Source organism: Marinomonas sp. THO17 (assembly GCF_040436405.1).
In the GTDB taxonomy this organism is placed as follows: domain Bacteria; phylum Pseudomonadota; class Gammaproteobacteria; order Pseudomonadales; family Marinomonadaceae; genus Marinomonas.
The window spans coordinates 1,095,990-1,108,152 of record NZ_AP031575.1 but is presented as its reverse complement, the minus strand read 5'-3'; the positions used below and the strand labels follow the sequence as shown (position 1 = coordinate 1,108,152).

Genomic DNA, 12,163 nt, shown 5'->3' with positions numbered 1-12,163 from the left:
ATTCACAATCATTTTTTGGAAGACGACTTTTTTGGGTATGAAAAAACTTTTCGCGACATTCTCACTTGTATTTGGCCTTGTATGTACATCTGTTTCGGCCTCTCCAGCATTAATTCCAACACCACCACAATTGTCAGCAACAAGTTATATCCTGATGGACGCCTACACAGGAGATGTTTTGGTTTCTCATAACGCAGAGAACGAATACCCGCCAGCCAGTTTAACTAAGCTGATGACGGCTTATATCATTGAATATGAGTTGGCGCGAGGTAACCTGTCTTTATCTGATCAGATTAAGGTTAGTGAGAAAGCATGGCGTATGAAAGGATCACGAATGTTTATTCGTGAAGGTACCAAGGTATCTTTGGAAGATCTAATGCGTGGCATTATTATTCAATCTGGTAACGATGCTAGTGTGGCTGCTGCGGAATACATTGCCGGAAATGAATCGGCATTTGCCGATTTAATGAACCAACATGCGCAGTTATTGGGTATGAATAATACCAATTTTGTGAATTCAACTGGGTTTCCAGCTGAAGGGCACTATTCAAGTGCTCTTGATATGGCTAAGTTGTCTCGCGCTACTATTTTGCAGTTTCCAGAAAACTATAAGATGTATGCTGAAAAAGAGTTTAAATACAACAATATAAATCAACCTAACCGTAATAAGTTATTGTGGCGTGATAAAACCGTGGATGGTTTGAAAACAGGTCACACGGAAGAAGCGGGTTATTGTTTAGCCGCTTCTGCTGTGCGTAATGGTACCCGTTTAATCAGTGTGGTAATGGGCACAAAATCCGATCAAGCGCGTGCAGCAGATTCACAGAAATTATTAGATTACGGATTCCGTTACTACGAAACTCGTAAGTTATATAGCCGTGGTCAAGTTGTTAATAATGCACGGGTATGGGGTGGCAGTGAAAATTCCGTAAAAGTAGGATTTGCTGAAGATGTGTTGGTGACCATTCCTCGTCAGCAAGGGGATTCTTTGCCAGCGACACTGAATATGAAAAAAGAAATTACCGCTCCGGTTGCAGTCGGTGATGTATTGGGTACTGTGATTGTAGGTACACCAGATAACGTTTTGCTTGAGCACCCAGTGGTTGCATTAGAAGCGGTAGAAGAGGGTGGTTTCTTCAAACGCTTATTTGATAACATTCGTCTTTTCTTTGCGAACTTATTTTAAGCCCGAGAGGCCAGTGGTAAATAAATGGCGTTAATCACAAAAGAGGGTAATCAGGTTGGTAAACAAACTGATGCTCCAAAGATAGAGTTTCCATGCGATAACTATGTTGTCAAAGTCGTGTCTATGGATACTGAAGGGGCTCATGCTGACATAGTAGCGTGTTTTAAGACGCATGCTCCGGAAATGGATCCAAATGCTGTCACCACAAACCGTTCTAGTAAAGGGCGATTTGTTAGTTTCAGTTTCCGTATTGTTGCCCAAAGTGAGGCACAATTGTCTGCATTACATGCTGATCTAATGGCAGTGAACGCAGTTAAGATGGTTTTATAAATGACATTAGACTTGATATGCCGTGATCTTGGTTTAGTGGAGTACCAAGATTCTTGGGAGCGTATGAAGCTGTTTACCCAAGAGCGAACCAAGCAAGATGCAGATGAAATATGGTTACTTGAGCATCCAGCTGTGTTTACTCAAGGACAAGCCGGAAAAGAAGAACACCTGTTAGCGCCCGGAGATATTCCAGTTTATCAAGCTGATCGCGGTGGGCAAGTCACCTATCATGGTCCAGGACAATTAATTGCCTATGTGTTGATTGACTTGAAGCGTCTCGGTATTGGTGTGCGAGATTTGGTAACTGTGCTGGAGCAATCTATCGTCAAAGTGTTGGCGCAAAATGCCATTGACGCTTATGCCAAACCAGATGCACCGGGAGTGTATGTGGATGAACAGAAGATTTCATCCTTGGGTTTGAGGGTGCGTCGTGGTTGTTCGTTTCATGGTTTAGCGTTAAATGTCGATATGGACCTGACACCATTTAATCGCATTAACCCTTGTGGTTATCAAGGGTTACAGATGATTGATATGCAGCGTCTGAAAGCAGATGTAAGCATGTCTGATATAAAGACTCAGTTGGCCAATCAGCTGGCTGAACACCTCGGATACACCAGTCCGACTATCCAACAAGGGTGGAACTAGAATGACAGCAGAACGCAAACGCGTTGTTCAAGGGGAAAAGCTACGTGGCGCCGATAAGATGGCACGTATCCCGATTAAAATAGTACCGACAGAAGAGATTCCTCGTAAGCCTGAATGGTTGCGAGTTCGTATGCCAGCTTCTCCAGAGATAGCACGTATCAAGAGTACGTTACGTGAGCACAAATTGGCGTCTGTGTGTGAGGAAGCAAATTGTCCGAACTTAGGTGAATGTTTCAGTAATGGTACAGCAACCTTCATGATCATGGGTGAGATTTGTACTCGTCGCTGCCCTTTCTGTGATGTAGCGCATGGTCGTCCAAATCCATTAAGTCCAGATGAGCCAAAAGAGTTAGCGGCTGCCATTCGTGACATGAAATTGAAGTACGTTGTTATCACTTCTGTTGACCGTGATGATCTGCGTGATGGTGGGGCACAGCACTTTGTGGATTGTATTCGTGAAACCCGTGCGGCCAGTCCAAACATTGAAATTGAAACTTTGGTTCCAGATTTCCGTGGTCGTATGGAGGTTGCGGTGGAAACCTTGGTGCAGGCACCACCCGATGTGTTTAACCATAACTTGGAGTCGATTCCGCGTCTTTATCGCCAAGTTCGCCCAGGTTCGGATTATCAGTGGTCATTAGACTTATTGAAGAATTTCAAAGACCGTTGTCCAGATGTACCTACCAAATCAGGTTTGATGGTCGGTATGGGAGAAACCTTTGAAGAGATCGTTGAGGTGATGAAAGACCTTCGTGCTCATAATGTTGATATGCTGACCATAGGTCAGTACTTGCAACCTTCTAAACACCATTTTCCAATGGCGCGCTTTGTGCCACCAGAAGAGTTTGCTCGTTATGAGGAAGTCGCCAAAGAGCTTGGGTTTACCCATGCTGCTTGTGGGCCTTTGGTCCGTTCATCTTATCATGCAGACAAACAAGCTCATGGTGAGAGAGTCTCTTAAAGGTAAGCTTGATCTATAATGACTTTAAAAAGCGAAGTTTGAAGGTGATTCAACTTCGCTTTTTTTATGGCAACAGAAGATCGCAAAAAAAAGCCCGCACAAGGCGGGCATCAAGCTATCCTTAACTTTATTAATAAAGGGGACAATTAATAAAGTATGGTGAATGACAAAGCAGCGATTAAGACAGCAATGGCATTCCTTTCTTGGCATTGTAAGATGTCTATACGAATGCCATAGATGAAAAAGAGTAAATACTTAAGTCAGTTGCGTGAATGTCGTAAAAGCGATGAATGACTGACCTTACCCTTAATAAAGACACATACAAACGCATCAAAATTACTTACTTAGAGGTTTCATGACAGTATTTAGTTCCACACAGGAAGAAAAATATTTTGCCGTTGTGATTTCTATCAAATTAATGCTGGATGATTTAACTCAGCGCATCATGATTGAAAAGCTTTTAATGATGGCCAAAGACAAACCAGGCTATATGGGGGAAGAATCCTGCTATGGGGAGATCTACAGTCTGATTACCTATTGGCGAGAAGCCTCACAAGCAAAGGCTTGGCAGGATGATGAAATGTTGCGACGGGTGTTGTCTTTGGGGGAGCATTTTTGGTATCAAGAGTATTCAATGAAACTCTGTACCGTGAATCAGGATATGTCGTTTAAAAGTTCAAATGCTGGTCAGCAAAACTTGCGTTTTCCCTACATGAAAACGCCACGTGGAATCTTGCGCTTGTTAGGGCAATCTCAAGCGCATCTGCTGTTTGATTATGTGAATGACGAGAGGGATTTTTTGGCACCGTGGGAGCCATTGAGAAATGAGGCTTATTACTCAATGGAAACTTGTCAGCTAAGGGTTCGGGAAATGCGACGGGAGTTTCTAGAAGATAAATCATGTGTACTCTGCTTACTGAATGCAGATGAAAGCAAGATGCTGGCTTACAGTAACTATTCCAATATCGTTCGAGGTGTGTTTCAAGCCTGTAATTTGGGTTACAGTTTGCGACAACAAGAGCAAGGTAAAGGTTTAATGACGGAAATGCTCAAGGCAGGTATCCAATATATGAGTAAGGAACAGCACATCGAGCGCATTCAGGCCGGCTATATGCCGAGAAATGAACGAAGTGCGGCTGTACTCAGCCGTCTTGGTTTTGAAAAAGAGGGTACAGCGAGGGATTATCTTAAGATCAATGGTCGCTGGGAAGATCACATTTTGACGGCGTTAATTTTGCGTTAAGACAATGAATTGGGGCGATTTAGCACTATCACCCGTCCTTTTAATTGTGCTTTTTTTGATATTACCAATGAGAGTAGGATGACGACTTCTTCATTGGGATTGAGAACGGCACTGGCTCGTTTCGCTGGGATAACTTGACCCCATTCAGAACAAAGGGAAGCCGCCGCTTGCTTATTGGCTAAATAGGCTTGTCCTTGTAATGGCAAAATGTAATGCATCGCGTTTTTCTGATAATAAATTGCTTCGCTGTATTTTGCTGGGTATTTTTCAATGCTAATGCGTGTTTCTTTCGTTTCCCATAAGGGCCAAACCTGTACCTGTTTCTTTTCAATCTGACTGTCTACTGCACCGCTAGACACTTTTTGTAGCGTGTCAGGCAGTATAGAATTTGCTTTCATTTTGTTAAAACGGATCACGCAAAGGCTGGCGCTAGGTGTGAGTAAGGTTAAGACGCTGGTTTGGTTAATGGGAAACCAAACGCCTTGCTGAGCTTTTATATTCACTGCGTGCTGTTGACTTTGTACGTGAACTTCACCTGTTAGCAAGAATAAAAAGCTTGCTTGTGCAGGTTGATATAAGCGGGTAGGCGTGGCTTCTTGGCTGAGTCTTTCATGAAGGATCATGACATCGTCTTGCTGATGTATGATAATACGTTCGCTGTCACCATATAGAGGATACTGAATAACAGGGAGTGTATCTTGGTTTGCCTGACTCGCCATCTTTTGCCTTGTATTTATGTTATTAAGGAAGGATAAGTTATGTTAAGGAAGGTATTCACATTCCTGCTCACTCTTGCTGTGATTCGACCGTTTCTCTGATAAGACTCATGTTAAGAATACTTATTCTCACCTTCTTTAATTAAAGCATGAGACAATATCCCTTGCATTATATTCTTGTTTTGAGTGTTGCAGTACCTCAGGGTGTTTCTTTATAGTTGTGCCAAGAGATTTAAAGCCTTTGCTAGCTTAGCGAAAAGAAATCAATGATAGAAGAAGGAATGCTTGCTTGAGTGAGTTGTCAAATTTCGAGTCGAATGAAACCCTTTCATTAAAAGACTACACAGAAAAAGCCTATTTGAACTATTCCATGTACGTCATTCTAGATCGTGCTCTGCCTCATATAGGTGATGGTTTAAAACCTGTTCAGCGTCGCATCATCTATGCTATGAGTGAGCTCGGATTGAAGGCGACAGCTAAATACAAAAAATCGGCTCGTACTGTCGGGGACGTGTTAGGTAAATTTCACCCTCACGGTGATAGTGCTTGTTATGAAGCCATGGTATTGATGGCCCAGCCTTTTTCCTATCGTTATCCGCTGGTTGATGGTCAAGGTAACTGGGGCGCTCCAGACGATCCAAAATCCTTCGCCGCCATGCGTTATACGGAATCTCGTCTGTCTAAATACGCCGATGTTTTACTCAAAGAAGTCTCACAAGGAACAGTCGATTGGGTGCCCAATTTTGATGGTACCCTGCAAGAGCCTGCTGTTTTGCCAGCGCGTCTGCCTAATCTGTTATTGAATGGTACAACGGGTATTGCGGTGGGTATGGCAACCGACATCCCACCTCATAACCTCACAGAAGTCGGTCAAGCGTGTATTCATTTATTGAATAATCCTAATGCTGAGTTGGATGACCTTTTGAACTTCGTACAAGGCCCAGATTTTCCAACCGGTGGAGAGATCATCACATCCCGTAGTGACATTGTGAAATTGTACGAAACCGGAAAAGGGCAAATCAAAGCCCGTGCTCGTTTCGATATGGAAGAGGGTGAAATTGTTGTCACTGAACTTCCTCATCAAGTATCTGGTAGCAAGGTATTAGAACAAATCGCGGCGCAAATGCAGGCTAAGAAACTGCCTATGGTGGTGGATCTACGTGATGAATCCGATCATGAAAATCCAACTCGCTTGGTCATTGTTCCTAAGTCCAATCGAGTCGATGTGGACGCCGTTATGACACATTTGTTTGCCACAACGGATTTGGAAAAATCCTATCGTGTAAACATGAATGTCATTGGCTTAGATGGTTTGCCACAGGTCAAGCCATTAAAAAGTTTCTTGTCTGAATGGTTGCGCTTCCGCATTGATGTGGTGCGTAAGCGTTTGCAATTCCGTTTGGATAAGGTGCTAAATCGTCTGCATATCTTGGAAGGTTTGTTAATTGCTTATCTAAACATAGATGAAGTGATCGAAATCATTCGTAATGAAGACAAACCAAAAGTGGAGTTGATGGCACGTTTTGGCTTAAGTGATGTTCAGGCTGAAGCCATTTTGGAATTGAAATTACGTCACTTGGCGAAATTGGAAGAGATGCGCATTAAGGGAGAGCAGGACGAGCTTGAAAAAGAGCGAAAAACCCTTGAAGGTTTATTGTCTTCCGATCGTAAATTGAAAAAATTGATCAGTGATGAGATTCAAGAAGCCATTGATCTTTATGGTGATGAGCGTCGTACTCCTATTGTGGCTCGCAAAGAAGCGCAGGCATTCAGTGAAGAAGACTTGATGTCGAATGACCCAATTACAGTGGTGATTTCGAAGCAAGGCTGGATTCGTGCGGCGAAAGGTCATGATATCGACGTGCAAGGTTTGAGTTATAAATCGGGTGATGAATACCTTATCAGCACCAAAGGTCGTTCAAATCAAACCCTGGTGCTATTTGCCTCTAATGGCCGCACCTATTCGATTAAAGCCCACTCACTACCATCGGCGCGTGGCCAAGGTGAGCCTATTACTGGCCGTATCAGTTTAGAAAAGGGCACTACGATTGTCGCAGCGGTTCTGGATAAAGAAGAAGCGCATTATCTGGTTGCCAGTGATGCCGGTTATGGTTTTATTGCGCAATTAAAGGATTTATATGCTAAAAATAAAGCGGGTAAAGTCACTTTAACCTTGCCTGCTGGAGCCAAAGTATTGTCACCGGTTGCTGTGGCTAACACGGAAACGGGACGCGTTGTTGCAATATCTAACGAGGGTCGTATGTTAGTATTCGATGTCGCTTCGTTACCGCAAATGGCGAAGGGTAAAGGCAATAAGATGATCAGTATTCCGAGTGCTCGTGCAGCACAACGAGAAGAGCTGGTGGTGGCAATGGCATGTGTTCAACCTGATGATCTATTGGTGGCCTTGTCTGGTAAACGATTTGTTAACTTTGCCGAAAAAGACTTGCAAGAATACATGGGGGAGCGTGGCCGACGTGGTTTGAAATTACCAAGAGGTTTCCAGCGAGTCGACGGGTTAGAAGTAAAAGTAGGTGAAGGCAAAGCTTTCACTGCTAGCAGTTCCTCTACCGACGCCGATCTGTTTGATCGCTAGTCAGTAGATAAAAAGGGTTGTGACTGAATAACACCTAGGTCACAACCCTTAATAATAGGTGTTAACTTAGCTCTATTTTGATGTTGAAGTTAGAGCAAACGATGAGGAGAGAAATATGAAAGGCAGTCAGAAAGTAATTGATAGTCTGAATGCATTGTTGGCTAACGAGTTAGCAGCAATTGATCAGTACTTCATTCACTCTCGTATGTATGACGATTGGGGCTTGAATAAGCTTTACGAGCGTCTGAACCATGAAATGGAAGAAGAGACTCAGCACTCTGATTGGTTAATCAAACGTATTTTGTTCTTGGAAGGTGTACCTTGCATGACAAAGCGTCGTGATTTGCTAATAGGTTCTGATGTTAAATCCATGATGCAAAATGACCTGACTCTAGAATTAGAAGTGGTTGCTTGCGTTCGCGATGCGATCAAAATCTGTGAAGATGAGGGTGATTATCAAACTCGTGAAACCTTGGAAAAACTTTTGTTTGATACAGAAGAAGATCATGTTTACTGGTTAGAGCAGCAGCTTGGACTCATGGATAAGGTGGGTATGCAGAATTACCACCAATCTCAGATGGGCAGCTAGGAGTCGATTATGAAAGGTGATCGCAACGTTGTTGCCAGTCTAAATAAAGTGTTGGCAAATGAGTTGGTGGGAATTAATCAATATTTCCTTCACGCTCGTATGTTTAAGGATTTTGGTTTTTCAGCTTTGGATAAAGCGGATTACAAAACCTCTATCCAGAAAATGAAAAACGCAGACCGTTTGATTGAACGAATCTTGTTTTTGGAGGGGTTACCAAACCTTCAAGACTTGGGCCGTCTTCGTATTGGTGAAAACAGCGAAGAAATGATTTCCGCAAATCTAGAATTTGAATTAGCGACTATTGACGCCGTTAAATCCGCTATTGACCTTTGTGAGCAAAAGTTGGATTTCATGAGCCGTGATACGCTGGAAAAAATTCTGGAAGAGCAAGAAGAACAGATTGATTGGCTGGAAACTCAGCAACAATTGATTAAAACTTCAGGAATTGAAAACTATCTACAGTCTCAGATGTAAGACGGATGTATTGGATCAAGCAACTTTTGATTGGCATTCTGCTATTTTGATTAGCTCTTGATTCAGCACCTGTTTAGCGCATTGGCAACATTTGCCACATTGACTACCAATGCTGTGTTCTTTGTATAGATCACGCATGGTAGTCACGCCTTGCTGAACAGACGCTTTAATGTCTTTATCAGATACTTTGTTGCAGATACATACGTACATGGAATGAAAATTACTCTCATTAGTGTTTATATGATTCGATTCTATTTTTAATGTGAATGATTATCAACATTAAAATTTTTATTAACCTGAGAGTATTGATAGTTTTTCTGAAGTAAAAAAATGGGAGGCCGATTGCCTCCCATTTTTTTCTCTGTAAATCAGGGGAAAGTTGTGCAGTAACTACTGGATTTCTTTCGCTGCAATGTCATGTAATACCTTTAAAAAGGATTCAGGATCATGAGCACCATGAAGCATATATTTGTCGTTGATAACATAAGTTGGAACAGATTGAATGTCCATTTGGCGAAGGTGTTGAAGTTTTTTCTCGGTTAGACGTTTGGCTTTATCACTGGTGGCGTATTCTATGTCTTCTACTTGTAATCCAGTTTCCAGTGCGGTTTTTTTCAGTACGGCTAATGTGCCAATATCCTCGCCATTGGTGAAGTAGGCGTAAAAGAGTGCCAGAGCAAAAGGTGTCGCTAGAGAGGCTTTGCTCGCTGCTAACATAAATTGATGAGTTAACTTAGTGTTTGGTACGCGATCTTTTTCAGAGAAGTTAAATTCAATACCGGCTTCCTTTCCAACGTGCTGTAAGGCATGGTTTACCTCATTCAGTTTTTCCTGACTGCCGAATTTTTCACTTAGATACCCATCACGATCTGCACCACTTAATGGAATGTCTGGATGCAACTCAAAAGGTTGCCAACGAATGTCAATTTTATAATCTTCGCCTAACTGATCGATGGCTTGTTTGAGCCTTGAGTAACCAAGGTAACACCATGGGCAGACTAAATCCGAAATAATGTCGATGCGTAGATCGGCCATGAAATCTCCTAAATGTGTTTGAATTAATTAATGCTGAGGGCAATGCATTGGCTGATTTCCGTGTAACTGCGAGCCGATTCTTGGTGCCAATGGTTAAACGCCTGTTGTGCTGCTTGTAACGCCGCTTGTGTGTCTTTGCCAGTGGTAACAATGTGGTGGTGACGTAAATAGCCTTCCACATCCTTGGTTAACAAAAAGGTATCTTTGCCCATGCTACGAAGGGTATAAGGGCCGGTATTTCCACCTAGGCGTGCGCCATGTTTTTTTAGATACTTCCACAGCTCAACAATCTGGTCACTTGGCCAGTTGGCAACAAATTGGCTGAAGGAGCCGTGTTGACGCTGGCAATCATGAATCATCATAGCGTTATCACGAATGGTCATGACTTTACCAAAATGGCGAATGATACGCGGGTCTTTGGCCTTTTCTTCCCACATTTCATCGTGAATCAGCAGCATTTTTTCAATATCAAATTTGAAAAAAACGTCTTCAAAATTGGGCCATTTATTTCGTACCACTTGCCAACTGATGCCAGATTGAAACACTTTTTGGCTAAAAGCCGCTAACCATCTATCATCACTTAGTTTACTCAGCTGAGCACTCGATAAGGGATTACTCAGTTTCTGTTCTAAAGCTTGTTCACCACCGTGGCGCTGCGCTGCTCGTTGGTATATATCGTCGAAGCGTTCGTATGTCATGCAAGGCTCCAAGAACCAGTCAAGAGAGGCTAGGGAGTTTACCACAAAGCGTCAGAAGAAATGGGTAAAGCTAGGCTTTCATATGAGTTTTACTCTGTCATGGCCAGATTTGGTATTGGCAAAGCAGAGTTTGTTTTATAATGCGGCAAAATGATCGAATCGAGACAGTAAGACATGACACATTTAAGCGTTAATTTGAACAAAATTGGATTATTAAGAAATTCTCGCGGTCGCGATTATCCTAATATGATACAAATGGCAGAACGTACTCTCCAACTTGGTGCCTTTGGTGTCACCATTCATCCAAGACCCGACCAGCGTCATGCTACCTATCAAGATGCTCATGATTTAAAGGCCTTGCTTAAGGCGTATCCGCAAGCCGAATTAAACATAGAAGGCTTTCCTGATGCACAGTTTTTAAATGTGGTGTTAGAAGTAGAGCCTCATCAATGTACCTTAGTGCCAGACGATCCAAATCAGCTGACTTCGGACCATGGCTGGAATTTGTCTCGCGATCAGGATGCCTTACGTCCTGTTATTGCCAAATTGAAACAAAAGGGCATTCGTGTGGTCTTGTTTATGGATCCTGTAGCAGAAAATATGGCGTTAGCGAAAGAGGTTGGTGCGGATCGTGTCGAGTTGTACACAGAGGCTTATGCTAATGCGTTTGGTACGGATCAAGCAGAAGAGGTTTTGGCAAATTATCAACAAGCCGCTCAAGCTGCTTTAACTGCAGGGTTAGAAGTGAATGCAGGTCACGATCTGGATTTACAAAATGTGGCGGCCTTGTGTGATCCAGGTCACATTACCGAAGTTTCTATTGGCCATGCGTTGACGGTAGAAGCTTTGGATCTTGGCTGGGATCAAGTGATCAAAGCCTACTTAGAAAAATTGGCTTGATGGTTAAGGAAGGTACGAACAAGTCCACTGACTACGGCAGCGTGCTCCTGCGCTGCCCTAATGCCCTACATCCATGTAGGGGTCAGCGTGTGGATAACTGTCTTTTATTCGAGGCAAGTTTCGCTGTCCAATATAAGCATATTGGCAAGAAGCTTTCCTTAAGCTGCTATTCTAAAAGAGTAACAAGGCTTTAATGGGGAGTGATGTGTCTGAGCGACGCCAATCTTGTGATAAGTGTGGTTTTCTGCAAAGCCAATGTGTTTGTCCTTGGTTGGTACAACTTAATACTGACCTTAAGATATTGGTGGTGCAAGATCCCAAAGAAGCCAAGCATGCGAAAAATACCGTCGCTTTGTTGCGTTTGGCATTGCCCAATGTAAAGTGCATCAGTGTGACGCAAATAGCGAGCTTATCAGACTTAATGGCGAGCCGTTGGCGGCTAGTTTTTCCTAGCCAATCGGCTCATTGGATCGAAACCTTGGGTGCTGAGGAAAAATCGAACATAGAAGGGGTAATCTTGTTAGATGCGACATGGCGCAAAGCTAAGAAATGGCTGTTTACAGAGAAGGTACTACAACATTTTACTTGCATCAGTTTTGCCCAACCACCACAGAGTAATTATGCGATTCGTAAAGCACCGAGTGAACAAGCCTTGTCCACCTTAGAAGCTTGTTCTTATTGCATTGAGCAATTGCGGGGCGATGATATGCAACCGCTTAGAAACTTTATGCAAGAGGCGCAAACCTGGCAGTGGCGACAACAACCTGCTGAGCATAAAGGTAACTGATAA

The 12,163-nt window shown here is 42.9% G+C and carries 14 protein-coding genes; 10 read left to right on the top strand and 4 right to left on the bottom strand.

Annotation, left to right across the window (positions count from 1 at the left end):
- Positions 1-37 precede the first annotated feature (37 nt).
- The 5 genes from ABXS85_RS05215 (at position 38) to ABXS85_RS05195 (ending at position 4,365) form a co-directional block, all read left to right on the top strand.
- A complete protein-coding gene (locus ABXS85_RS05215) occupies positions 38-1,186 on the top strand; it encodes a D-alanyl-D-alanine carboxypeptidase family protein (RefSeq protein ID WP_353668979.1) in 1,149 nt (382 codons plus the stop codon).
- Between the two features lie 24 nt (positions 1,187-1,210).
- Positions 1,211-1,516 carry a DUF493 domain-containing protein gene (locus ABXS85_RS05210; RefSeq protein ID WP_353668978.1) on the top strand — a complete coding sequence of 102 codons (306 nt, stop codon included), beginning with the start codon at positions 1,211-1,213 and terminating at the stop codon, positions 1,514-1,516.
- Positions 1,517-2,161, top strand: a complete 645-nt coding sequence (gene lipB / locus ABXS85_RS05205; protein WP_353668977.1) for a lipoyl(octanoyl) transferase LipB — start codon at positions 1,517-1,519, stop codon at positions 2,159-2,161.
- A 1-nt stretch (position 2,162) separates the two neighbouring features.
- Entirely contained in the window at positions 2,163-3,122 is a 960-nt protein-coding gene (gene lipA / locus ABXS85_RS05200; RefSeq protein WP_353668976.1) for a lipoyl synthase, read from the top strand.
- A gap of 355 nt (positions 3,123-3,477) precedes the next feature.
- On the top strand, positions 3,478-4,365 hold the full coding sequence (locus tag ABXS85_RS05195; RefSeq protein ID WP_353668975.1) for a GNAT family N-acetyltransferase: 888 nt from the start codon (positions 3,478-3,480) through the stop codon (positions 4,363-4,365).
- On the opposite strand, the gene ABXS85_RS05190 is transcribed toward ABXS85_RS05195, so the two are convergent.
- Entirely contained in the window at positions 4,362-5,084 is a 723-nt protein-coding gene (locus ABXS85_RS05190; protein WP_353668974.1) for a hypothetical protein, read from the bottom strand. The genes ABXS85_RS05195 and ABXS85_RS05190 overlap by 4 nt on opposite strands.
- A gap of 286 nt (positions 5,085-5,370) precedes the next feature.
- Here ABXS85_RS05190 and parC point away from each other — a divergent pair, with 286 nt between their 5' ends.
- The 3 genes from parC to bfr (ABXS85_RS05175) all read left to right on the top strand — a co-directional run bounded on the left by parC (position 5,371) and on the right by bfr (ABXS85_RS05175) (position 8,740).
- Positions 5,371-7,677 (top strand): DNA topoisomerase IV subunit A, encoded by a 2,307-nt coding sequence (gene parC, locus ABXS85_RS05185; RefSeq protein ID WP_353668973.1) that lies wholly within the window; start codon positions 5,371-5,373, stop codon positions 7,675-7,677.
- Positions 7,678-7,792: 115 nt separating this feature from the next.
- On the top strand, positions 7,793-8,266 hold the full coding sequence (gene bfr, locus ABXS85_RS05180; protein ID WP_353668972.1) for a bacterioferritin: 474 nt from the start codon (positions 7,793-7,795) through the stop codon (positions 8,264-8,266).
- Positions 8,267-8,275: 9 nt separating this feature from the next.
- A complete protein-coding gene (bfr, locus tag ABXS85_RS05175) occupies positions 8,276-8,740 on the top strand; it encodes a bacterioferritin (protein ID WP_353668971.1) in 465 nt (154 codons plus the stop codon).
- 15 nt (positions 8,741-8,755) lie between these two features.
- On the opposite strand, the gene ABXS85_RS05170 is transcribed toward bfr (ABXS85_RS05175), so the two are convergent.
- The 3 genes from ABXS85_RS05170 to ABXS85_RS05160 all read right to left on the bottom strand — a co-directional run bounded on the left by ABXS85_RS05170 (position 8,756) and on the right by ABXS85_RS05160 (position 10,473).
- A complete protein-coding gene (locus ABXS85_RS05170; RefSeq protein WP_353668970.1) occupies positions 8,756-8,950 on the bottom strand; it encodes a (2Fe-2S)-binding protein in 195 nt (64 codons plus the stop codon).
- A 180-nt stretch (positions 8,951-9,130) separates the two neighbouring features.
- Complete coding sequence (locus ABXS85_RS05165) at positions 9,131-9,775, bottom strand: DsbA family oxidoreductase (RefSeq protein ID WP_353668969.1); 645 nt, start codon at positions 9,773-9,775, stop codon at positions 9,131-9,133.
- 23 nt (positions 9,776-9,798) lie between these two features.
- A complete protein-coding gene (locus ABXS85_RS05160) occupies positions 9,799-10,473 on the bottom strand; it encodes a DNA-3-methyladenine glycosylase I (RefSeq protein WP_353668968.1) in 675 nt (224 codons plus the stop codon).
- A gap of 174 nt (positions 10,474-10,647) precedes the next feature.
- Here ABXS85_RS05160 and ABXS85_RS05155 point away from each other — a divergent pair, with 174 nt between their 5' ends.
- On the top strand, positions 10,648-11,373 hold the full coding sequence (locus ABXS85_RS05155) for a pyridoxine 5'-phosphate synthase (protein WP_353668967.1): 726 nt from the start codon (positions 10,648-10,650) through the stop codon (positions 11,371-11,373).
- Positions 11,374-11,578: 205 nt separating this feature from the next.
- Complete coding sequence (locus ABXS85_RS05150) at positions 11,579-12,160, top strand: tRNA-uridine aminocarboxypropyltransferase (protein ID WP_353668966.1); 582 nt, start codon at positions 11,579-11,581, stop codon at positions 12,158-12,160.
- The last annotated feature ends 3 nt before the right edge of the window (positions 12,161-12,163 follow it).

Bases quoted from the DNA above. Each gene is read 5' to 3' on its own strand.
- ABXS85_RS05215 (WP_353668979.1), top strand. From the start codon at position 38: ATGAAAAAACTTTTCGCGACATTCTCACTTGTATTTGGCCTTGTATGT.
- ABXS85_RS05210 (WP_353668978.1), top strand. From the start codon at position 1,211: ATGGCGTTAATCACAAAAGAGGGTAATCAGGTTGGTAAACAAACTGAT.
- lipB (WP_353668977.1), top strand. From the start codon at position 1,517: ATGACATTAGACTTGATATGCCGTGATCTTGGTTTAGTGGAGTACCAA.
- lipA (WP_353668976.1), top strand. From the start codon at position 2,163: ATGACAGCAGAACGCAAACGCGTTGTTCAAGGGGAAAAGCTACGTGGC.
- ABXS85_RS05195 (WP_353668975.1), top strand. From the start codon at position 3,478: ATGACAGTATTTAGTTCCACACAGGAAGAAAAATATTTTGCCGTTGTG.
- ABXS85_RS05190 (WP_353668974.1), bottom strand. From the start codon at position 5,084: ATGGCGAGTCAGGCAAACCAAGATACACTCCCTGTTATTCAGTATCCT.
- bfr (WP_353668972.1), top strand. From the start codon at position 7,793: ATGAAAGGCAGTCAGAAAGTAATTGATAGTCTGAATGCATTGTTGGCT.
- bfr (WP_353668971.1), top strand. From the start codon at position 8,276: ATGAAAGGTGATCGCAACGTTGTTGCCAGTCTAAATAAAGTGTTGGCA.
- ABXS85_RS05170 (WP_353668970.1), bottom strand. From the start codon at position 8,950: ATGTACGTATGTATCTGCAACAAAGTATCTGATAAAGACATTAAAGCG.
- ABXS85_RS05165 (WP_353668969.1), bottom strand. From the start codon at position 9,775: ATGGCCGATCTACGCATCGACATTATTTCGGATTTAGTCTGCCCATGG.
- ABXS85_RS05160 (WP_353668968.1), bottom strand. From the start codon at position 10,473: ATGACATACGAACGCTTCGACGATATATACCAACGAGCAGCGCAGCGC.
- ABXS85_RS05155 (WP_353668967.1), top strand. From the start codon at position 10,648: ATGACACATTTAAGCGTTAATTTGAACAAAATTGGATTATTAAGAAAT.